Raw genomic sequence first — 21,251 nt, 5'->3', positions numbered from 1 at the left:
TCGGCGCGGACGCCCAGGTTAACCCGCGCGTTCCCCGCGTGCGCTAAGACGGTCCGGTGACAGCCGACGCCTCCCTCGCCCGCCGCCTCGGCTTCCGCGACGCCGTCGTGATCGGGCTCGGCTCGATGATTGGCGCCGGGCTCTTCTCGGCCTTCGCCCCCGCCGCCGCGGCGGCCGGGCCGTGGCTGCTGGTCGGCCTCGCGCTGGCCGCGATCGTCGCCTGGGCGAACGCCTCCTCCACGGCGCAGCTCGCCGCGCAGTACCCCCGCTCGGGCGGCGCCTACCTCTCCGGCCGGGAGCGGCTCGGCGAGTGGCCGGGGTTCCTGGCCGGCTGGAGCTTCGTCGTCGGCAAGACCGCGAGCTGCGCGGCGATGGCGCTGACGGTCGCCGCCTACGCCGCGCCCGCGGGCTGGGAGCGGCCGGTCGCGGTCGCCGCGGTCGTGGCGCTCGTCGCGGTGAACGTGCTCGGGGTGACCCGCACGGCGCTCGCGACGCGGATCCTGCTCTCGATCGTGCTTGTGGTGCTCGTCGTCGCGATGGCGGCGGCAGCGGCGTCCGGACTGGCGTCCGTCACCGGCGCCGCCCGGCCCTTCGACGCCTACGGCGTGCTGCAGTCGGCCGGCCTGCTGTTCTTCGCCTTCGCCGGCTACGCCCGCCTCGCGACGATGGGGGAGGAGGTGCGCGACCCCGCCCGCACGATCCCGCGCGCGATCCTCGGCGCCCTCGTGCTCGCGGTCCTGCTCTACACCGTCGTCGGCGCCGGGCTGCTCGCGGCGCTCGGACCGGAGCGGCTCGCCGCCTCGACGCAGCCGCTCGTCGACGCGGCCGCCGCCTGGCCGTGGACCGCGGTGCCGATCCGCGTGGGCGCGGCGGCGGCGAGCCTCGGTGCGCTGCTCGCGCTGATCGCGGGCATCGGCCGCACGAGCCTCGCGATGGCGCGGAACGGCGATCTGCCGCGGGCGCTCGCCGTGATCGATCCGGTCCGCAGCGTCCCGCGCCGCGCCGAGATCGCCGTCGGCCTGATCGTCGTCGTCCTGGTGCTCGTCGCCGACCTGCGCTCGGCGATCGGCTTCTCCTCGTTCGGCGTGCTGCTCTACTACCTGGTCGCGAACGTCGCGGCGCTGACCCAGGAGGCCCCGCACCGCCGCTACCCGCGCCCGCTGGCGGTCGTCGGCGTCGCCGGCTGCCTCCTCCTCGTGGCGACCCTCCCGCCCGCCTCGATCGCGGGCGGCGTCGCGGTGCTCGCCGCGGGCGCGGCGTATCGGGCTGTCGCTCAGTCGCGTGCGCGGCCCGACGGGAGCGCGACCGAGCCGGTCAGGGTCGCTCCGCGAGAGTAGCTGTCACGTCTTCCAGCGCCTGGACCCAACGGGCTGTCGCGGCGGATCTGATCCTGCAGAGGTCGATCATCTTCGCGAGGTCGTCTGCAAGATCGCGGGCGAAGATCGGCTCGTGATGCGCGATCCGGTTGCGGAGGCGTCGAATCGTCTCCAGGTCGTCGTAGATCCTCGCGCGGAGCTGCTGCGGACTGTCGGTGTCGGCGTGCGGGAAGAGTGCGGCGATTTGCCGATTCCAGAGGCGCTGATCGTGACGTGCGGTGAACATCGCCTGCCAGAACATGAACTTCAGCTCCGCGATGACCTTCCCGGTCGAGCGCTCGACGGCTCTCACGCTCCTCAGGTTCCGCCGTGCGTTGAAGGCGGGCCCGCCACCGTCCGGCAGACTCTGCTCGAAGGTGGCGTTCCACGGCCGTCGTGGGCCGTACTTGGTGGTCAGCGCGTCATCGACCGCGTTCCGCGTCGAGACCTCGGCGAAGTGCGCGGGAAGGATCAGTGCTGACGAGATCCGGGCGTTCCAACCGTACAGCTCGACCGCCCTCGCCTGGTCGCCGGCCGCTGCCACCAGGTACGTTCCCATGCGGGGTGCGCTGAGCGCTGCGCAGATCGCCGGGACGTTCTGAGGCATGGCGAGCGGCATGGAGCGAGGGTACAATCGCTCCCAAGAGCTGCGAGACTTGCTGGCTTCGGCCTCCCTTTGCAGACGATCGAATCGGAAGAGGGATCCCCGCGGGGGTCCCTCTTCTCGTTTCTGCGCCACCGGCGCAGCCGTGTCGCTCAGTCGCGGGTGCGGCGGAGCAGCCAGACGAAGTAGGGCGCGCCGACCAGCGCGATCATCAGCCCCGCGGGCAGCTGCGACGGCGCGATCAGGGTGCGGCCGAGGGTGTCCGCGACGAGGACGAGCAGGCCGCCGAGCAGCATCGCGACCGGGACGATGCGCCCGTGCCGCGCGCCGACCAGCGTCCGGGCCAGGTGCGGCGCGACCAGTCCGACGAAGCCGACCGTGCCGACGGCGACGACGGCCAGTGAGGCGAGCACGGCGGCGAGGGCGAGCACGCCCAGGCGGGTGCGCTCGGGCCGGACGCCGAGGATCCGCGGCGTGTCCTCGTCGATCGCCAGCAGGTCGAGGCGGCGGCGCAGCCCGAGGAGCACCGGCAGCAGCACCAGGATCCCGAGCGCGATCGGCAGCACGTCCGGGAGCGAGCGGCCGTAGGTCGTGCCGGAGAGCCAGGTGAGGATCCGCGGGGTCCGCCACGGGTCGGAGCTCAGCAGCAGGAAGGCGGTCACGGCGCTCAGCGCGTAGCCGGCACCGATGCCGACGAGCACGAAGCGGTCCGGCTGCAGCCCGCCGCGCCAGGAGAGCAGCGCGATCGCGCCGAAGGTCGCGAGCCCCGCGGCGATCGCCATCGTGATCAGCACCGGTCGGCCGCCGCCGCCCAGCCCGGTGGTGACGACGATCACGGCACCGAGCCCGGCGCCGGCCGTGATCCCGAGCAGACCCGGCTCGGCCAGCGGATTGCGCACGGTGCCCTGCACGGCGGTGCCGGCGAGAGCGAGCGCCCCGCCCGCGAGCACGGCCGCGGCGATGCGCGGCGCCCGCTCGTCGAGGGCGCGGGCGACGAGATCCGGTGCCGCGCTCTGCAGCCAGAGGACGACGTCGCCGAGCCGCAGCTGCAGGCTCCCCGCGAGCAGGGCGAGCACGATCGTCACGGCGAGCAGGACGGCGACGACCCCGAGCACGACCCGGAACCGCCGCGCCGTCCGCAGCGTCGAGCGGACCGTCCGCGCCGACCGCGCCGCGCCGGCGTCGCGCATCCGCAGAGCGAGGACCACGATGACGAGCCCGCCGAGCACCGCGGTCGGGATGCCCGTCGGGATCGCCGTGGCTCCCTCCGGGCTGAGGACCGCGCGCAGCAGCGCGTCGGCGAGCACGATCAGCGCGGCGCCGATCAGCGCCGACGCGGGCACCAGGAAGACGTGGCGGCGCAGCGCCGGCACCCGCGCGGCCAGGAGCCGGGTGAGGACGGGGGCGCCGAGGCCGGCGAAGGCGATCGGCCCGGCCAGCGTCACCGAGGTGCTGGTGAGCAGGACCGCGCAGAGCACGGCGAGCGCCCGCGTCGAGCGGACCGGGACGCCCAGCGAGGCGGCGCCGTCCTCGCCGAGGCCGAGCACGTCGAGGCGGCGCGAGAGCAGCAGGGCGAGCGCGAGGACGACGACGATCAGCGGAGCGGCGCGCGCCGACGCGTCGATGTTGAGCTGCCCGAGCGAGCCGCTGCCCCAGGCGAAGAGCCCGGTGGTGTTCTCCCGGAAGAGGATCAGCAGCATCGCGGTGCCGGAGTCGAGCGCCATCGCGATGGCCGAGCCGGCCAGGATCAGCCGGGTGCTGGAGGTGCCCGCGGCCCGCCCGGTGAGCGCCAGCACCAGCGCCGCCGCGGCGAGACCGCCGAGGAAGGCGACCCCGCTGGACGCCCAGAGCGGCACGGTCAGCGAGAAGGCGGCCACCGCGGTCAGGGCGAAGTAGGCGCCCGCGGTCACCGCGAGCGTGTCGGGGGAGGCGAGCGCGTTGCGCGAGATCGACTGCAGCAGCGCGCCGGCGGCGCCGAGAGCCAGGCCCACGGCGATGCCCGCGCACAGGCGCGGCAGCCGCGAGCCGGCGAAGACGTCGCCCGCCGAGACTCCGCCGACCGACACGTCCTCGCCGAGCAGGGCGCGCAGGAGCCCGTCCGCGCCGATGCCCGAGGTGCCCTGGGTCAGGTGCCAGAGCCCGATGAGCACGACCGCGACGGCGAGGGCCGCGAGCACGCCGACGCCGCCGAGCGCCGCGCGCCGCCCGGAGGGGGCGGTCGCGCGGCGCTCGGCGGCGGTCGGCGTCGTCGTCACTCGCCGACGATGACGTCCACGAAGGCGTCGATGGCCTGCTCGCCCGACTTCGGTCCGCCCGCGCCCCAGACGCCGGGCGGGAACTCGAAGGCACGGCCCTGCTGCACCGCGGGCAGCGCGGACCAGACCGGGCTCTTGGCGAGCTCGGTGACGTAGCTGTCGGGCGTGCCGTCGTTGGAGTAGACGAGGTTCGCCTCGCCGACCGCGGTCAGCCCCTCGATGTCGGTCTGCGCGAGTCCGTAGGAGGGGTCGACGCCGCCGCTGCCGTAGGAGTCGTTGATCTCGTCGGTCCAGGCGCCCTCCAGGCCGAGCTCCTCGCCGAGCTCGGTGAACAGCGCGCCCTTCCCGTAGGGGCGGATGACGACGTTGCCGCTCTCGATCCAGCCGTCGAAGAACACGAACTCCGGCGTCGCGAGCGCCGCCTCGGCGACCTCGCTCTTGGCGTCGGCGAGGTGCTGGTCGAACTCGGCGAGCACCGCGTCGGCGCGCTCGGTCCGGCCGGTGGCCTCGCCCAGGAGCGAGAACACCTCCTTCATGTTGTCGATCTGGCCGCTCGCGTCCGCGCCGATGGTGGCGAGCACGGGCACGTCGCGCTCCTCGAGCTGGGCGAGCAGCTCGTCGTCGGCGCTGTACGCCTCCATCACGATCAGGTCGGGGTCGAGGCCGTAGAGGGTGTCGAGGTCCGGCTCGCCGCGCTCGCCCACGTCCGCGGTGCTCGCGGGCAGCGTCTCGGCGCTGACGTAGGTGGCGTAGTCCTCGGTCGAGGCGGCGCCGACCGGGGCGACGCAGAGCGTCAGCAGGTCCTCGGTCTGCTGCCACTCCAGCACGACGATCCGCTCGGCGGGCGCGTCGAGCTCGACGGTGCGGCCGAGGCTGTCGGTGAGCGAGACGGCGCCGGTGGCGGTCGCGGTGTCGTCGGCGGCGCACTCGGCGGAGTCGACGGTGCCGGCCGCGTCGGCGCTCTCGACGGCGGTGGTTCCGCAGCCGGTGAGCAGGAGCACTCCGACGGCGGCCGCGGCCAGGGCGGCGGGGAGGAGGGGGGCTCGGGTCATTCTTCGGTGTCCTCTCGGGAACGGGCAGGGGTCTGGTCGTGCAGGCGGACGCTGTGCTTCGAGACGCTGTGCCGGCTGACGGGGTCGATGCGCAGGTGTCCGGTCCGCTCGTCCACGGCGACCTCGACCCGCAGTCCGTAGGCCGCCTCGATGTGCTCGGCGGTGAGCACGGCGAGCGGGTCGCCCTCGGCGAGGACGCGCCCGTCGCTCAGCAGCAGCAGGCGGTCGGCGACGCGCGCGGCGTGGTCGAGGTCGTGCAGGACGACGCCGACCGCGGCGCCGTGCACCTCGGCGAGATCGCGGATCAGGTCGAGCGTCTCCACCTGGTAGCGGAGGTCGAGGTGGTTGGTCGGCTCGTCGAGCAGCACCACGCCGGTGTCCTGCGCGAGGCAGGCCGCGAGCCAGACCCGCTGCAGCTCGCCGCCGCTGAGCTCGCCGGCCGCGCGCTCCGCCATCGACAGCACCCCGGTGGTGGTCATCGCCTGCTCCACCGCCTCGCGGTCGCGGGTGGACGGCCCGGCGAAGGCCCGGCGGTGCGGGTGGCGGCCGAAGGCGACGACCTCCCGGACGCTGAGGCCCTGCGGGGCGGTGCGGCTCTGCGCGAAGAGGGTCACCTCGCGGGCGAAGTCGCGGCTGCTCAGCGCGGTCGCGGGGCGGTCGCCGTCGAGGGTGACGGCGCCGCCGCTCGGGGCGTGCAGCCGCGCGAGCGCGCGCAGCAGCGTCGACTTGCCCGAGCCGTTCGGCCCGACGAGCGCGGTCACCCGGCCGGGCTCGAGCTGCACCGAGACGCCGTCGACGACGGTGCGCCGGCCGAAGCCGAGCACGAGCTCGGTGCCGGCGAGGCGCGAGGACGCGCGCGCGGGCTCGGGGGAGGGAGGCATGGGAGGAGCGGATTCCTGCGTCGGAGGGGGAAGCGGGAGGGGATCCGCTGAGTAAGGGTTGGCTTACCTTCCTCAGGCTAGGCGGCCGCCCGACCGTCCGCAATCGACTGCCGACGACACCGGATAGAGCGTTCCGGCCACCCGGGCCGCCTCTGCGTGGCTCGGGACGGCGCCGCTCGGAGCGGCGGCTCCGACAGGGGTGGATCTCGATACGCCCGCTGCGCGGGCTACTCGATCAGCATGATGCTCCGGATCCGCTCTCCCTCCCCTTCATGCTGGTCGAGTAGCCCCGGAGGGGCGTATCGAGACCCGACGCGGTCGGACGCCCCGCCTCAGCCCGCGGCCGATGCCGCGGCCGTGCGCTGATCCTGCGCGAACGCACCCGGCGTGGTCCCCATCACCCGCTTGAACGCCGCGATGAAGGTGCTCGGGTGCGTGTGGCCCATCAGCTCGGAGACGTCCTGCACGCTGCGCCCCTCCGCCAGCAGTGCGAGCGCCCGGTGCGCCCGCAGCGCCTGGCGCCACTGCAGGAACGACAGCCCGGTCTGCGCGCGGAGGACCCGCGAGAGGGTCCGCTCGCCGACGCCGAGGTGCTCCGCCCAGTCGGCGAGCGTCCGCCGGTCGGTCGGGTCGTCGAGGAGGGCCGCGACCAGGGGCGCGAGCCGCTCGCCCTGCGGCACGGTGACGGAGTACTGCTCCGCCGACGGCGCGATCACGTCGAAGACCACCGCCTCCGCCCGCAGCCGCGCCGCCGCCTCGAGGTCGGTCCGCGCGAGCCGGGTGAGCAGCGCGGCGAGCACCGGGGTGATCTCGACGAGGACCGGCGCCGTGATCGGCACGGGCGAGCGCTCCGGATCGAACAGCGCGTCGCAGAGCGCGGTGCGCGCGGTCGTCCGCCCGGCGTGCTCCGTGCCGGCCGGGATCCAGACGCCGAAGCCGTCCGGCACGGTCAGGATCCGGTGCTCCAGCCGGACGGTCATGGTGCCGCCGCGGACCCAGACCAGCTCGTGCAGCGCGTGCCGGTGCGGCGCGAACTCGTGCGGCGCCTCGAGCCGGACGCTGCCGGCCGCGATCGCGAACGGCTCGGCGATGCGCGTCGGCGCACCGGTGTCCGCGACGACGACGGTGCTCGGCTCGCGCCGCCAGGTGCCCCGTGCGCTGTCCTCGTCCATGCCCACGATCTTAGGAAGCGCCCGCGCCGGGCAGACTGTTCCGGTGACCGCAGCGCAGATCTTCCGCGACCGCCTCGTCGAGCACATCGACGCCGTCGGCTTCGGTGCGCACGGCCTGCACGTGCTGATCGGCGACGACACGGCCGAGCACCGCTGGACGCCGGACGTCCGCGAGGACGTGCACTCCGTCGCCAAGGGCGTCTGCGTGCTGGCCGCGGGGCTGGCCGTCGACGAGGGCCTGATCTCGCTCGACGAGCCGCTGGGACCGCTGGCCGCGGACGTCTCAGCGGATCTCGGCGAGGGAGTCGCGGACCTCACGCTGCGCCGGCTGCTCAGCATGACCAGCGGCATCGACCTGCCGTGGTCGCCGACCCTGATGACGGACTGGCCTGACCTCGCCGTCGAGTTCCTCCGCCGACCGTCCGCCGGGCCCGTCTTCCAGTACTCCAACGCCAGCAGCTACACCGCGATGCGTCTCCTGGAGACACGGGTCGGCGACGTGGGCGAGTACGTCGACCGCCGCCTGCTGCGGCCGCTCGGGATCGAGGGCGCGGAGTGGGAGCGCTGCCCGAACGGCCGCATCGTCGCCGGCAGCGGACTGGCGCTCCGCACGGAGGAGACCGCCCGGATCGGCCGCCTCCTCCGCGATCGCGGCGTCTGGCGGGGCGAGCGGATCCTCGCGCCCGAGTGGAGCGACCTGATGCACTCCGAGTGGGTCGCCGCGGGCACCGGCCCGGGCTACCGGCGCTACGCGCTCGCCGGCTGGGACGGCCCCGGCGCGAGCTGGCGCCTGCACGGCGCCTACGGCCAGCTGCTCGTCTTCGCGGGCGACGCAGTGGTGACGATCAGCGCCGACGACCATCCGGGCGCCGACGCGATCGCCGCGTTCATCGCGGCGGAGCGGGCGGCCGCCCAGCACTGACTGCCGGCCCGCACCCGCGGACTACTCGTCGCGGTCGGTGTACTCGCCCTCGCCGGTGGAGTCGGGACCGGAGCCCTCGGTGTCGACGTAGCTGCCCTTCTCGGTGCTCGACTCCTCGTGCGAGGAGGTGTCGACGTAGCTGCCCTCCCGCTCGCCGTCGGTGTGCGAGACGCCGTCGGTCTCGGTGTACTCGCCCTCGGCCGAGGTGTCGGTGCTGTGTCCGTCGGTGCTGTGTTCGTGGGTGCTGTGGCCGTCGGTGCCGTGGCCGCCCGTGCCGTGGCCGTCCGCGTCGCCGTCCGCGAGGTGGCGGCCGCGTCGGGTCGTCGCCTCGGTCGTGCCGCCGCTCTCGGTGGTCGTGGTGGTCTCGAACTCGTCGTCGTGTGCCATGGCGGGGCTCCTCGCCTCATCGCGTCGGGTGGATGCAGTCGACGATCCTGCACCCGGTCCGCCGGTGCAAGCCGTCGCGGCTGCACATCCGCGCACCTTGACATCCGGCGCACGTCCGCGTCACGGGCACGTCGGCGTCCCGGGCACGTCCGCGTCACCGGCACGTCGGCGTCCCGGGCACTTCGCCGTTCCCCGCCCCGAGCGCAACTCCTGTCGCGACCCGTCCGCCGCCGCCTAGCCTCCGAGCATGACTGCACGGACTGCACGCACCCGCTGGAGCGTCATCGGCCAGCTCGGCCCCCTCTTCGACGACGGCGGCCCGATGCTGCTCGTCGAGGCCCGCTCGGCCTTCGGGCGGCGGCCGATGCACCGCGCGAAGGCGCAGCTGCTGCTCTCGGCCCTGCGCCACCGCGGCCGCGAGCTCGGCGACCGCGTCGAGTACGTCCGCGCCGAGACCTTCGCCGAGGGGCTCGCGGGCCGCGACGACCTCGAGGTGATCGACCCGCCGACCCGGGGCGGCCGCCGCCTCGCCCGCCGGCTGGGCATGAGCGTGCTGCCCAGCCGCGGCTTCGTCACGGAGGAGGAGGACTTCCGCGAGTGGGCGCTCGCGAAGTCCGGCAAGCGACTCCTCCTCGAGGACTTCTACCGCTGGAGCCGCGAGCGCACCGGGGTGCTGATGCGCGGCGACCAGCCGGAGGGCGGCCGCTGGAACTACGACCACGACAACCGCAACCCGCCGCCCAAGGGCGCCTCGCGGCTCGGCCTGCCCGATCCGTGGTGGCCGGAGGAGGACGACATCGACGAGGAGGTGCGCGCCGATCTCGCCCGCTGGGAGCGCGAGGGCGCGATCCGCCTCGTCGGCGAGGACGGCCCGCGCCGGTTCGCGGCGACCCCTGCGGAGGCGGAGGCGGCGCTCGCCGACTTCGTCTCGTCGCGGCTGGGCGACTTCGGCACCTACGAGGACGCGATGCTCTCCGGCGACTGGACGATGGCGCACTCGCTGCTGAGCGCACCGCTCAACCTCGGCCTGCTCGATCCGCGCGCCGTCATCGACGCCGCCGCGGCCGAGCACGCCTCGGGCGGCGCCCCGCTCGCGAGCGTCGAGGGCTTCGTCCGGCAGATCCTCGGCTGGCGCGACTACGTCTGGCACCTCTACTGGCACCTCGGTCCGGACTACCGCGAGCGCAGCAACGCGCTCGGCGCGAAGGCCCCGCTGCCGCAGCAGCTGCTCGACCTCGATCCGGCCGGCATCGAGGCGAACTGCCTGCACGAGACCCTCGACGACGTGCGCCGCCACGGCTGGGCGCACCACATCCAGCGGCTGATGGTGCTCGGCAACTGGGGCCTGCAGCGCGGCTGGGACCCGGCCGAGCTGAACGACTGGTTCGTCGACGTCTTCGTCGACGGCACGGAGTGGGTGATGCCCGCGAACGTGATCGGCATGTCCCAGCACGCGGACGGCGGGATCGTCGCGACCAAGCCGTACTCCTCCGGCGGCGCCTACATCAACAAGATGTCCGACTACTGCGGCGGCTGCCGCTTCAACCCGAAGGTGCGCCTGGGCGAGAACGCCTGCCCCGTCACCGCCGGCTACTGGGCCTTCCTCGACCGCACCGAGCCCGTCCTCCGCGGCAACCACCGGATGGCGCAGCCCCTCGCGGGCCTGCGCGCCCTCTCCGATCGCGCCGCCGTCGTCGACCAGGAGCGCCACCGCGAGAGCTACTGACGCGCGGCCGGCAGGAGCCGGGTCTCGATACGCCCTGCGGGCTACTCGACCAGCAGGAGCCGACCCGCGTCGACGCGCTGTGGGCGCACTGCATGCTGATCGAGTAGCCCGCGCAGCGGGCGTATCGAGATCGGGCCCGTCGGAACGCCCCCGCGACGCGAGCGTCTCCGGCTCCGCCTAGCCCGCGCGGTACACCGACACCGTCACCGCGACGGTCACCGCCGTCGTCGCCGAGCGCCCCGCCAGCAGCGCGTCCACCGCCGCCGCGTCGACGTGGTGCGCGCTCGGCCCCATCAGCACCTCGGCCCGCAGCTCGTCCGGGGTCATCGCGACCGCGTAGTCCAGCTCCTCGCGCGCCACCCGCTCGAAGCCCTGCAGCTGCTCGTCCAGCCGCTCCGCCTTGCCCGCGTCGATGCCGAGCATCCCGAACACCGGGCGGATCTCGCCGAGGTGCCGCTCGCGAGGCGTCACCACGATCGCGACGCCGCCCGCCCGCAGCACCCGCCGCATCTCCGGCGCGTTCCGCGGCGCGAAGACCGTCAGCAGCGCATCGGCGCACCCGTCGGCGAGCGGCAGCGGCTGCCACAGGTCCGCCGTCGCCACCGCGGCCCGCGGATGGGCGCGCGCGGCCCGCCGCGCCGCCGCCGCCGACAGGTCCAGCCCCAGCCCGCTCGCCTCCGGCCGCGCCTCGAGGACCGCCGCGAGGTACGCGCCGGTCCCGCAGCCGAGGTCCACGACCAGCCGCGCGCCCGCCGGCACCGCCGCGGCGACCGCGTCCTGGATCGGCCGGTAATGCCCGGAGCCCAGGAGCACGTCGCGCGCCTGCACCATCGCCGCGGTGTCGCCCGAGGTCGCGTGCCGGCCGCGCAGCAGCGAGACGTAGCCCTGGCGCGCCAGATCCGCGCTGTGGCCGAGCGGGCAGCGCAGCAGGGTCGGCCGCGGCAGCGCGTCCGGCGCCAGCGGAGCCCCGCAGACCGGGCAGGCGAGCGCGGGCAGGACCACCGACCCGGGGATCCCCGCCGGGTCGAAGGGGTGCCGGCTCACGCGGAGCGCCCCGGATCGCGGGGCACGGAGTCGGGCTGCTCCGGATCGTGCCGCATCGCCGTGATCGCCGAGTTCAGCGTCGCGATCACCGGCACCGCGAACAGCGCGCCGGCCAGTCCCGCCACCTCGAGCCCGGTCGCGACGCCCAGCACGACGGCGAGCGGATGCACCTTCACGGCCGAGCCGAGGATCAGCGGCTGCAGCACGTGCCCCTCGAGCAGATGCACGACGACGACGACGCCGATCATGATCAGCGCCGCCACCGGTCCGCTGAACAGCAGCGCGACGACCGCCGCGAGCGCCCCCGTCACGATCGCGCCGAGGAACGGCACGAAGGAGCCGAGGAACACCACGATCGCGATCGGCACGACCAGCGGCAGCTGCAGAGCGAGCGCGCCGATCCCGATGCCGATCGCGTTGATCGCCGCGACTCCGAGCTGCGCCCGGACGAACTGGCTGAGCGTCCGCCAGCCGGCCGCAGCCCCCGTGTCCAGCGGCAGGCGTGCGGCGCGCGGCATCAGGCGGAGGAACCAGGTCCAGATCCGCCGGCCGTCCAGCAGCAGGAAGATCAGCGAGAACAGGGTGAGTAGCGCGCCCGCGAACACCTCGGCCACCTGCGAGCCGACGGCGAGGGCTCCGGAGGCGATGGTCGACGCCTGGGTGTCGGCCCAGTCGATCGCCTTCTGCGCCCAGTCGCCGAGCTGCACGTCGGAGAAGCCGAGCGGCGGGCCCTGCAGCCAGGCCTCCACGTCGTCGACCGCGTCGAGCGCCCGCTGCCCGACGCCGCCGAAGCCCGCGCGGGACTGGACGACGACGAGCCCGATCAGGCCGACCAGCGCGAGCAGGAGCGCGAGGATCGAGACGAGCACGGCCAGCGGGCGCGGCAGCCGCCAGCGCTCGAGCCGGTCCCGCAGCGGAGTGAGCAGCGCGGTGACCAGGATCGCGATCAGCACCGGCACCACGACGACCGGCACCAGCGCGACGAGCTTCACGATGAGCCAGAGCAGCGCCGCGACGGCCAGCACCCGCCAGCCCCAGGCGGCGGCGATGCGCATGCCGGGGGAGACGTCGTGCTGCTCGTCGCCGACGGCGTCCGGCGGAGTCGGAGCAGGAGGAGTCGCGGCCGCAGGGGTCGCCGCGGCGTCGCGTCCCCCGTCGCGCGGTCGGCGTCCTCGCATGTCCCCTCCGATTTCCTTCGCAGTGTACGACCGCGGCGGACGACCAGGCCGGGAGTCCAGCGCCGGAACGACGGATCCGGTTGCGAAACGACAGAGGAACTGACGTAATGGAGGCACTATGGCCCTCACGAGCACGGTTTTCGAACGATCCGCCCCCGATCCCACCGTCGTCGACGCCGCCCTGGCCGGCACGCGGCGCGGGGTGTTCTGGCTCGAGGACCCCGATGCCCCGCGTCCGGCCCTCGCCGGCGCCGTCCGCGCCGACCTGGTGGTCGTCGGCGGCGGCTACACCGGCCTGTGGAGCGCCCTGCGCGCGAAGGAGCGCGACCCGAGCCGCCGCGTGGTGCTGCTCGAGGCCCGCTCGCTCGGCTGGGCCGCCTCCGGTCGGAACGGCGGCTTCGTCGAGTCGAGCCTCACCCACGGCCGCGAGAACGGCCTCGCGCGCTGGCCCGCCGAGGCCGCCCGCCTCGAGGAGCTGGGCGTGCGGAACCTCGACGACATCGAGGCGACCGTCGCCCGCTACGGCATGGACTGCGACTTCGAGCGCACCGGCTCGCTCGCCGTGGCGGTGGAGGAGTACCAGGTCGGCCCGCTCGCGGACGGCGACGGCGTCGCGGGCGGCCGCTTCCTCGACACCGCCGAGGTGCGCGCCCTCGTCGACTCGCCGACCTTCCTGGCCGGCCTCGCCGCGCCCGCCGAGCAGTGCGCCCTGGTGCACCCCGGCAAGCTCGTCCGCGAGCTCGCGCGGGTCGCGGAGGAGCTCGGCGTCGAGATCCACGAGGACAGCCGCGTGCTCGGCCTCGAGCGCGCCGGCGCCGGCGTGCTCGTCCGCACCGCGGGCGGCTCCGTGACGGCCGATCAGGCGATCCTCGGCACCAGCGCCTTCCCCTCGCTGCTCGCGCGCACCCGGCTGATGACCGTCCCGGTCTACGACCACGTCCTGATGACCGAGCCGCTCGACGCCGCCCAGCTGGCCTCGATCGGCTGGACCGGCCGCGAGGGCCTCAGCGACGTCGCCAACCAGTTCCACTACTACCGCCGCACCGCCGACGACCGCATCCTCTGGGGCGGCTACGACGCCGTCTACCACCCCGGCGGCCGGATCCGCTCGGCCTACGAGGACCGCCCGGAGACCGACCGCGCGCTCGCCGCGCACTTCCTGACCACCTTCCCGCAGCTCGAGGGCCTGCGCTTCAGCCACCGCTGGGCCGGGGTGATCGACACCAGCACCCGCTTCGCCGCCTTCTACGGCACCGCGCTCGCCGGTCGCGTCGCCTACGCCGCGGGCTACACCGGCCTCGGCGTCGGGACGACCGCCTTCGCGGCCGACGTGCTCCTCGACCTCCTGGCCGGCGAGCCGACCGAGCGGACCGAGCTGGAGATGGTCCGCAAGCGCCCGCTGCCGTTCCCGCCCGAGCCGTTCGCGACCGCGGGCATCCAGGCCACCCGCTGGTCGCTCGACCGCGCCGACCACGACGGCGGCCGGCGGAACCCGCTGCTGCGGACCCTCGACGCGCTCGGGCTGGGCTTCGACTCCTGACGGCGCCCTCCGCCCGGTAGCGTGCTCTGCGGGGGGCACCGTCGGGTGCGGGGAGGGACACGGATGCTCGCGTCAGCGCTCGAGGTCCTGCTCGCGGTCGCCGGCGCCGCCGCCGGTGCCGTCCTCGTCGTCAGCGGCGTGCTGAAGCTCGGGCGGACGGAGCGGTTCCGCGCGAGCCTCGCCGCGCTCGGTCTGCCCGCCCGGCTCTCCGCGGGCCCGCTCTTCGCCCGCGCCTTCCCCGTCGTCGAGATCGCGCTCGGCCTGGCGATCCTGCTCGCCCCGTCACCGCTGCACCGCGGCGCGCTGCTCGGCGCGGTCGCGGTCGACGTCGTCTTCCTCGTCGTCGCGATCCGGGCGGTCCGCGCCCCGGAGCCGCTCGAGTGCGAGTGTTTCGGCGGCCTCGGCGACGCCCGAATGACCGGCCGCACGGTCGCGCGGAACGCCGTCCTGCTCGCGCTGGCGCTCGCCGGGCTCGTCGGGGACGGCGCACCGGCGGAGCTGCTCGTCCCCGGGGTCCCGGCGCTGATCGCTGTGCTGCTCGCTCTCGCACTCGTCCCGGTGCGCGACCGGCTCGCCGCGCGAGCACCCGCCGCCTCGACGCCCGCTCCGGCACCCGCGTCCCCGAGCGACATCGGCGACCTCGCCTTCCTCACCGCCGCCGGCGAGCCGATCGCCCTCGCCGAGTGGGCGGACCCGCCGACGCACCTCGTCTTCTTCTCGCCGTCCTGCATCTCCTGCCACGAGCTGGTCGAGCGCTTCCGCTGGTGGCCGAACGGCCTGCGCGAGGGCGAGGAGCTGATGCCCGTCTTCCTCGGCGCCCCCGCCGACTTCGCCGCCCACGAGGTGTTCGCCCCGCTCGTCGAGCACGCGCTCTACGACCCCGACCGGTCGATCGCCGCCGCCCTCGGCCGTGGCGCCACTCCGGGCCACGTGCTGCTGGACCCCGAGCACCCCCTCGGCGACGGCTGGAGCAGCGGCGCGTTCGAGATCGAGAGGCGGGTGCTCCGCCCCGACTTCTTCGAGGACGTCCGCCGCGGCGCGGTCGGACCCGCTTCCGACGCCGCCTCCGACTCCGCCGGGCACGCGTGACCCCGCTCCTGGTGGTGCTGGTCCTCGCGCTGGTCGTGATCGCCGGCGCCGCCGTCGTCGGCCCGCGCCTCGGTGTCGCGTCGCCGCTCGTGCTGGTCGGGATCGGGGTGGCCGCGAGCTTCCTGCCCGTTGTCGGTCCGATCGAGATCGAGCCGGAGTGGATCCTGGCCGGGGTGCTCCCGCCGCTGCTCTACTCGTCCGCGGTGTCGATGCCGGCGATGAACTTCCGCCGCGAGTTCGGTGCGATCAGCGGCCTCTCGGTGCTGCTGGTCGTCGGCACCTCGCTGGTGCTCGGCCTGTTCTTCCAGCTGGTCCTGCCGGATCTCGGCTTCGCCTGGGGCGTCGCTCTCGGCGCGATCGTCAGCCCCACGGACGCGGTGGCGACGTCGATCGTCAAGGGCACCTCCGTCTCGCGCCGGGTCGTCGCGATGCTCGACGGCGAGAGCCTGCTCAACGACGCGACGGCCCTGGTGCTGCTGCGCACCGCGATCGCGGCCGCCGCGGCGAGCTTCTCCTTCTGGGGCGCGCTCGGCTCGTTCGGCTACTCCGTGCTGATCGCCGCGGTCGTCGGCGGTCTGGTCGGCTGGCTGAACCTGGCCGTGCGCCGCCGGGTCCAGGACCCGACGGTCAACACGATCCTGTCCTTCACCGTGCCCTTCCTCGCCTCCGTCCCGGCCGAGCTCCTCGGCGCCTCGGGACTGGTCGCGGCGGTCGTCGCCGGCGTCGTCACCGGCATCCGGGCGCCGCGCGAGCTCTCGCCGCAGAACCGCCTGTCCGACTCGCAGAACTGGCGGACGGTCGAGCTGGTGCTCGAGGGCACGGTCTTCCTCACGATGGGCCTGCAGGTCCGGGCGATCGTGACGAGCGTCGAGGAGGACCACGCCGGCGTCGGCCCGGCCGTGCTGATCGCGGCGGGCGCGCTCCTGCTGACGATCCTGGTGCGCGCGGCCTATGTCGCCCCGCTGCTCGGCGTGCTCAGGAGCCGCGGCCGTCTCCGCGAGCGGATGCGCCCGCGCGTCGAGGGCCTGCAGGAGCAGATGGGCACCGAGGAGGGCCGCGAGGAGAGCCTGAAGCGGATCAGCCGCGGGCGCCGGTCGCCGACCGCCCGCGATCTCGAGCGCTTCGCCACCCGGCTGACCCGGATGCTCGCCGACATGGAGTACTTCGTCCGCGCGCCGCTCGGCTGGCGCGAGGGCACGGCCGTGGTCTGGGCCGGGATGCGCGGCGCGGTCACGGTCGCCGCCGCGCAGACCCTGCCCGAGGACACCCCGCAGCGCTCGGTCCTCGTGCTGATCGCCTTCGCGGTGGCCGCGCTGTCGCTGCTGCTGCAGGGCGGCACGGTCGGGCCGCTGCTGCGCGCCATCGCCCCGGACGTCGACGAGGAGGCCGAGGCGGCGGCCCGCGAGGAGGAGCGCACCCGCGTCTTCGCCCTCCTGCGCACCAGCGCCGAGGCCGTCCAGGAGCCGCCGCCCGCTCCGGACGCGCCGCGGACCGAGGCGTTCCTCCAGGCCCAGCGGCACCGGCTGGCCGTGATCGCCGCTCAGCGCGCGGACCTCCTCGACGCCCGCGACAACGGCACCTTCGACGCCGACGTCCTCGCCTCGGTGCTCGCCGCGCTCGACGCCTCGCAGATCGACCTCGAGATCCGCGCGCGCACCGCCCGCTGATCCACCGTCCTGCGCGCCGCCTGCGGCCACCCGGTAGCCGCCCGAAACATGAGGGTCGTACGGTGAGCGCATGCGCGCAGAACTGACCCTCGGTGCGGAGGAGGAGCTCCACCTCATCGATCTCGAGTCGAGGCAGCTCTCCCCCCACGCCCCCCAGGTGCTCGCCCGGCTGCCGAAGGAGAGCTTCTCGGCCGAGCTGCAGCGGACCACGGTCGAGACGAACACCGCGGTGGTCGACTCGCTCGACGGGCTCCGGGAGCAGCTGATCTCGCTCCGGCGCGCGGTGATCGACGCCGCGGCACCCGACGGCATCGGCATCGCGGCCGTCGGCACCGCGCCGCGCTCCGAGCACGGCGACTTCGAGCTCACCAGCACCGGCCGCTACGGCCGCATGCAGGAGCAGTACCGGATGCTCGTGGACGAGCAGCTGATCTGCGGCACTCAGATCCACGTCGGCGTCTCCGATCGCGAGCTCGCCGTGCAGATCGCGCAGCGGATCGCCCGCGACCTGCCGGTGCTGCTCTCCGCCAGCGCGAGCAGCCCCTACTGGAACGGCCAGGACACCGGCTACGCCAGCATCCGCACGATCATCTGGCAGCGCTGGCCGAGCGCCGGCGCGACCGGGCCGCTGGAGTCCGCGGCCGAGTACGACCGCCTCCTCGACGACCTGATCGCCACCGGCGTCATCGCCGACTCGAAGATGGCCTACTTCGACGTCCGGCCCTCCTCGCACGCGCCGACCCTCGAGCTGCGGGTCTGCGACGCGATGCCGATCGTCGACGACGCGGTGCTGATCGCCGGGCTCTTCCGCGGTCTCGTCCGCACCGCCGAGCTCGACATCGAGGCGGGCCGCCCGTTCCGGCACACCCCGCCGCCGATCCAGCGCGCCGCCACCTGGCAGGCCGCCCGCGGCGGGCTCTCGGGGCCGCTGCTCGACCACACCGAGCACCCCCGCCCCGTCCCCGCCGCCGAGGCCCTGCGCAGCCTGATCGCCCGCCTGCAGCCCGCGCTGGACGAGCTCGGCGACCTGGAGCAGGTGCGCGCGCTCGCCGAGGCGCTGATCGCGCGCGGCAACTCCGCCGACCGCCAGCGCGCCGTCCTCGCCGAGCGCGGGACGCTCGACGCCGTGGTCGACGCCGTCGTCGCCGAGACGCACGGCCCGGCGAGTGGCCCGATCCTGCCCGCCCCGAGCCTGCGCACCTACCGCGTCCGCGCCGGCGACGAGGCCGTCGCGACCGGCGGCCGCGCGAAGAGCGCCTACCAGCTGATCCTCGAGCACTTCCGCGGCCTCGGCCCCGAGCGCCTCGCCGGCCTGCACGAGTCCCGCGACCGGCTCGTCGAGCAGGCCGGGCTCACCTTCCGCGTCGGTGAGGAGGACCGGCCCTTCCCGGTCGACCTCGTCCCGCGCGTGCTGCAGGCCCACGAGTGGAGCGAGCTCGCCGCCGGGCTCGAGCAGCGCGCCCGCGCTCTCGAGTGCTTCCTGCAGGACGTCTACGGCGAGGGCCGGGCGGTGCGGGCCGGCGTGGTCCGCGATCTGCGCGGTGCGCCGGGCTGGAGCGAGGACGCGGCACGGCTGCCCGCCGGCACCGTCCGCGGCGCCGTGATGGGCTTCGACCTGGTCCGCAACGAGTTCGGCGGCTGGCGGGTGCTGGAGGACAACCTCCGGAACCCCAGCGGCCTGGCCTACGCCCTGGGCATCCGCGCGCTGCTCGACGACGTGCTGCCCGATCTGCCGCGACCCGCGGGCCTGCTCGACGCGTCGACGGCGCTCGCCGGACTGCGCGCGACGCTCGCCCACGGGACGAAGCGCGCCGACCCGGTGCTCGGCCTGCTCTCCAGCGGAGCGTCGAGCTCGGCCTGGTTCGAGCACCGCCGCCTCGCCGAGGGCGCCGGGCTCCTGCTGCTCCAGGCCGGCGACCTCACCGTCGAGGGCGGTCGCGTCCTGGCCGGCGGCACGGTCGTCGACGCGCTCTACCTGCGGCTCGACGTCGAGCTGGCCGACCTCGTCGCCGGCGACCGGGCGATCGGCCGCGAGATCCTCGAGGTCGCGGCGGCCGGCGACGTGTACCTGGCTAACGCGCCCGGCAACGGCGTCGCGGACGACAAGGCCCTCTACTGCGCGGTGCCCGAGCTGATCGGCTACTACCTCGACGAGCGCCCGCTGCTCGAGTCCGTGCCGACGTACCGCCCCGAGGACGAGGCCGAGCGCCGGATCGTGCTCGAGCGGGTCGGCGAGCTGGTCACCAAGCCGGTCGACGGCTACGGCGGCCGCGGCGTGATGATCGGCCCGTCGGCTCCGGCGGCGCGGGTCGCCGAGCGGCGCGCCGAGATCGCGGCGGATCCGGGCGCCTGGGTCGCTCAGGAGGTGGTCCGGCTCTCCTCGCTGCCCGCCTTCTCGGGCACCGACCTGCAGCCGCGGCACATCGACCTCCGCGCCTTCGTCTTCGTCACCGGCACCGGGCCCGGCGACGTCCGCCTCGCCGACCTCGCGCTCACCCGCGTGGCGGCGGAGGGCAGCATGATCGTCAACTCCTCGCGCGGCGGCGGCGCGAAGGACACCTGGATCGTCGGAGGCTGAGATGTGCGGCATCGCGGGCGAGATCCGGTTCGACGGCGCGCGCGCCGACATCGGCGCCGTCGACCGGATGACCGGCTGCCTCGTGCACCGCGGCCCGGACGGCGACGGCCTGTGGGCGGCGGGCCGCGTGGCGCTCGGGCACCGGCGGCTGGCGATCATCGACCTCTCCGCGGCCGGCGCGCAGCCGATGGTCGACGCCGCGCTCGGCCTGACGATCGTCTTCAACGGCTGCATCTACAACCACCGGGAGCTGCGCGCCGAGCTGGAGGGGAAGGGGCACCGCTTCTTCTCGCACTCCGACACCGAGGTGATCGGCAAGGCGTACGCCCAGTGGGGCGAGGACTGCGTCGACCACCTGCTCGGCATGTTCGCCTTCGCGATCGTCGAGCGCGAGTCCGGCCGCGTGGTGCTGGCGCGCGACCGCCTCGGCATCAAGCCGCTCTACCTCGACGAGACCCGCGAGCGGATCCGCTTCGCCTCGACCGTCCAGTCCCTGCTCGCGGCCGGCGGCGTCGACACCTCGATCGACCGCACGGCGCTGATGCTCTACCTGAGCTTCCACTCGGTCGTGCCCGCCCCGCGCACGATCCTCGCCGGAGTCACCAAGCTGCCGCCGGCGACCGTGCGCGTGATCGAGCCCGACGGCACGAGCCGCGAGCGCGTCTACTGGGAGCCGGTCTTCGCCCGCGATCCCGACCGCGCCGCCTGGACCGAGCGCGACTGGCAGGAGGCGCTGCTCGCGTCCTTCCGCACCGCCGTCTCGCGCCGGATGGTCGCGGACGTGCCGGTCGGCGTGCTGCTCTCCGGCGGCATCGACTCCAGCCTGATCGTGGCGCTGCTGGCCGAGGCCGGTCAGACCGGGCTGCAGACCTTCTCGATCGGCTTCGACGCGGCGGGCGGCGAGTCCGGCGACGAGTTCGAGTACTCCAGCCTGGTCGCGGAGCGCTTCGGCACCGACCACCACCGCCTGCCGATCGACTCCGCGCGCCTGCTGCCCGGGATCGACGCGGCGGTCGGCGCGATGAGCGAGCCGATGGTCTCGCACGACGCCGTCGCCTTCCACCTGCTCAGCGAGGACGTCTCGCAGCACGTGAAGGTCGTGCAGTCGGGTCAGGGCGCCGACGAGGTGCTCGGCGGCTACGACTGGTACCCGCCCCTGGCGCGGGTGCCGCGCGAGCGCGCCGTCGAGGCCTACGCGGACGTCTTCGTCGACCGCCCCTTCTCCGCGCTGCAGGCGCTGCTGGCCCCCGCCTGGCGCGGAGACACCGATGCGGCGACCGCCTTCCTCGCCGAGCGCTTCGCCCGCCCCGGCGCCGACACGGCCGTGGACGCGGCGCTGCGCAACGACACCGCGGTCATGCTCGTCGACGACCCCGTGAAGCGGGTCGACAACATGACCATGGCCTGGGGCCTGGAGGCGCGCGTGCCGTTCCTCGACCACGAGTTCGTCGAGCTCGTCGGCACGATCCCGCCGGAGCTCAAGCTCGCCGACGGCGGCAAGGGGATCCTCAAGCGGGCCGTGCGCGGCATCGTCCCGGACGAGGTGATCGACCGCACCAAGGGATCTTTCCCGGTGCCCGCGATCCGTCAGCTGGAGGGGCCCTACCTGGAGCGGGTGCGGGCGGCGCTGACCGACCCCGCCGCGCGGCGCCGGGGGATCTTCGATCCCGCGACAGTCGACGCGCTGCTGGCCGACCCGAACGCGACCCGCACCCGCCTGGGCTCGAACGAGCTCTGGCAGCTCGCCCTGCTCGAGATGTGGCTCCAGGAGCACGGCGTCGGCTGAGCGGTGCCGGAGGAT

The 21,251-nt window shown here is 74.7% G+C and carries 16 protein-coding genes; 8 read left to right on the top strand and 8 right to left on the bottom strand.

Features of this window, described 5'->3' with window-relative positions:
- The first annotated feature begins 56 nt into the window (after positions 1–56).
- On the top strand, positions 57–1,337 hold the full coding sequence (locus EDF43_RS01035) for an APC family permease (RefSeq protein ID WP_132434900.1): 1,281 nt from the start codon (positions 57–59) through the stop codon (positions 1,335–1,337).
- Here EDF43_RS01035 and EDF43_RS01030 read toward each other — a convergent pair.
- The 5 genes from EDF43_RS01030 to EDF43_RS01010 form a co-directional block, all read right to left on the bottom strand.
- On the bottom strand, positions 1,315–1,974 hold the full coding sequence (locus EDF43_RS01030) for a hypothetical protein (protein WP_207901596.1): 660 nt from the start codon (positions 1,972–1,974) through the stop codon (positions 1,315–1,317). The two genes, EDF43_RS01035 and EDF43_RS01030, sit on opposite strands and share 23 nt — an antisense overlap.
- A 137-nt stretch (positions 1,975–2,111) precedes the next feature.
- Positions 2,112–4,214, bottom strand: a complete 2,103-nt coding sequence (locus EDF43_RS01025; RefSeq protein ID WP_132434898.1) for an iron ABC transporter permease — start codon at positions 4,212–4,214, stop codon at positions 2,112–2,114.
- Positions 4,211–5,266 (bottom strand): ABC transporter substrate-binding protein, encoded by a 1,056-nt coding sequence (locus EDF43_RS01020; RefSeq protein WP_132434896.1) that lies wholly within the window; start codon positions 5,264–5,266, stop codon positions 4,211–4,213. Before EDF43_RS01020 ends, EDF43_RS01025 begins: the two co-directional genes overlap by 4 nt.
- On the bottom strand, positions 5,263–6,147 hold the full coding sequence (locus EDF43_RS01015) for an ABC transporter ATP-binding protein (protein ID WP_132434894.1): 885 nt from the start codon (positions 6,145–6,147) through the stop codon (positions 5,263–5,265). Before EDF43_RS01015 ends, EDF43_RS01020 begins: the two co-directional genes overlap by 4 nt.
- 332 nt (positions 6,148–6,479) lie before the next feature.
- Complete coding sequence (locus EDF43_RS01010; RefSeq protein WP_127888350.1) at positions 6,480–7,319, bottom strand: helix-turn-helix transcriptional regulator; 840 nt, start codon at positions 7,317–7,319, stop codon at positions 6,480–6,482.
- Positions 7,320–7,362: 43 nt separating this feature from the next.
- On the opposite strand from EDF43_RS01010, the gene EDF43_RS01005 reads away from it, so the two are divergent.
- Positions 7,363–8,241 carry a serine hydrolase gene (locus EDF43_RS01005; protein WP_132434892.1) on the top strand — a complete coding sequence of 293 codons (879 nt, stop codon included), beginning with the start codon at positions 7,363–7,365 and terminating at the stop codon, positions 8,239–8,241.
- Positions 8,242–8,262: 21 nt separating this feature from the next.
- On the opposite strand, the gene EDF43_RS01000 is transcribed toward EDF43_RS01005, so the two are convergent.
- A complete protein-coding gene (locus EDF43_RS01000; RefSeq protein ID WP_132434890.1) occupies positions 8,263–8,628 on the bottom strand; it encodes a hypothetical protein in 366 nt (121 codons plus the stop codon).
- Between the two features lie 247 nt (positions 8,629–8,875).
- Here EDF43_RS01000 and EDF43_RS00995 point away from each other — a divergent pair, with 247 nt between their 5' ends.
- On the top strand, positions 8,876–10,354 hold the full coding sequence (locus tag EDF43_RS00995) for a cryptochrome/photolyase family protein (RefSeq protein WP_123444832.1): 1,479 nt from the start codon (positions 8,876–8,878) through the stop codon (positions 10,352–10,354).
- A gap of 177 nt (positions 10,355–10,531) precedes the next feature.
- On the opposite strand, the gene EDF43_RS00990 is transcribed toward EDF43_RS00995, so the two are convergent.
- Together EDF43_RS00990 and EDF43_RS00985 are read right to left on the bottom strand one after the other, a co-directional pair.
- Positions 10,532–11,398 (bottom strand): methyltransferase domain-containing protein, encoded by an 867-nt coding sequence (locus EDF43_RS00990; protein ID WP_207901595.1) that lies wholly within the window; start codon positions 11,396–11,398, stop codon positions 10,532–10,534.
- Positions 11,395–12,576 carry an AI-2E family transporter gene (locus EDF43_RS00985; RefSeq protein ID WP_132434889.1) on the bottom strand — a complete coding sequence of 394 codons (1,182 nt, stop codon included), beginning with the start codon at positions 12,574–12,576 and terminating at the stop codon, positions 11,395–11,397. Before EDF43_RS00985 ends, EDF43_RS00990 begins: the two co-directional genes overlap by 4 nt.
- Before the next feature lie 118 nt (positions 12,577–12,694).
- On the opposite strand from EDF43_RS00985, the gene EDF43_RS00980 reads away from it, so the two are divergent.
- From EDF43_RS00980 to EDF43_RS00960, 5 genes are all read left to right on the top strand, one after another.
- On the top strand, positions 12,695–14,116 hold the full coding sequence (locus EDF43_RS00980) for an FAD-binding oxidoreductase (protein ID WP_132434887.1): 1,422 nt from the start codon (positions 12,695–12,697) through the stop codon (positions 14,114–14,116).
- Between the two features lie 63 nt (positions 14,117–14,179).
- Positions 14,180–15,205, top strand: coding sequence for a MauE/DoxX family redox-associated membrane protein (locus EDF43_RS00975; RefSeq protein WP_132434885.1), 1,026 nt, complete (start codon positions 14,180–14,182; stop codon positions 15,203–15,205).
- Entirely contained in the window at positions 15,202–16,872 is a 1,671-nt protein-coding gene (locus EDF43_RS00970) for a sodium:proton antiporter (protein WP_132434883.1), read from the top strand. The genes EDF43_RS00975 and EDF43_RS00970 overlap by 4 nt, the downstream gene beginning before the upstream one ends.
- Before the next feature lie 70 nt (positions 16,873–16,942).
- The gene (locus tag EDF43_RS00965; protein ID WP_132434881.1) at positions 16,943–19,450 is read left to right on the top strand and encodes a glutamate--cysteine ligase; all 2,508 of its coding nucleotides are present in this window, start codon (positions 16,943–16,945) and stop codon (positions 19,448–19,450) included.
- Position 19,451: 1 nt separating this feature from the next.
- Positions 19,452–21,236 (top strand): N-acetylglutaminylglutamine amidotransferase, encoded by a 1,785-nt coding sequence (locus EDF43_RS00960; RefSeq protein WP_132434879.1) that lies wholly within the window; start codon positions 19,452–19,454, stop codon positions 21,234–21,236.
- Positions 21,237–21,251 lie beyond the last annotated feature (15 nt).

Source organism: Rathayibacter sp. PhB179 (assembly GCF_004345345.1).
Classification (GTDB): Bacteria; Actinomycetota; Actinomycetes; order Actinomycetales; family Microbacteriaceae; genus Rathayibacter; species Rathayibacter festucae.
This window is presented reverse-complemented; position numbering and strand designations above follow the sequence as displayed.

Coding starts and splice junctions, on each gene's coding strand:
- EDF43_RS00965 (WP_132434881.1), top strand. CDS start 16,943: ATGCGCGCAGAACTGACCCTCGGTGCGGAGGAGGAGCTCCACCTCATC.
- EDF43_RS00985 (WP_132434889.1), bottom strand. CDS start 12,576: ATGCGAGGACGCCGACCGCGCGACGGGGGACGCGACGCCGCGGCGACC.
- EDF43_RS01015 (WP_132434894.1), bottom strand. CDS start 6,147: ATGCCTCCCTCCCCCGAGCCCGCGCGCGCGTCCTCGCGCCTCGCCGGC.
- EDF43_RS00960 (WP_132434879.1), top strand. CDS start 19,452: ATGTGCGGCATCGCGGGCGAGATCCGGTTCGACGGCGCGCGCGCCGAC.
- EDF43_RS00975 (WP_132434885.1), top strand. CDS start 14,180: ATGCTCGCGTCAGCGCTCGAGGTCCTGCTCGCGGTCGCCGGCGCCGCC.
- EDF43_RS01010 (WP_127888350.1), bottom strand. CDS start 7,319: ATGGACGAGGACAGCGCACGGGGCACCTGGCGGCGCGAGCCGAGCACC.
- EDF43_RS00980 (WP_132434887.1), top strand. CDS start 12,695: ATGGCCCTCACGAGCACGGTTTTCGAACGATCCGCCCCCGATCCCACC.
- EDF43_RS01030 (WP_207901596.1), bottom strand. CDS start 1,974: ATGCCGCTCGCCATGCCTCAGAACGTCCCGGCGATCTGCGCAGCGCTC.
- EDF43_RS01000 (WP_132434890.1), bottom strand. CDS start 8,628: ATGGCACACGACGACGAGTTCGAGACCACCACGACCACCGAGAGCGGC.
- EDF43_RS00995 (WP_123444832.1), top strand. CDS start 8,876: ATGACTGCACGGACTGCACGCACCCGCTGGAGCGTCATCGGCCAGCTC.
- EDF43_RS01020 (WP_132434896.1), bottom strand. CDS start 5,266: ATGACCCGAGCCCCCCTCCTCCCCGCCGCCCTGGCCGCGGCCGCCGTC.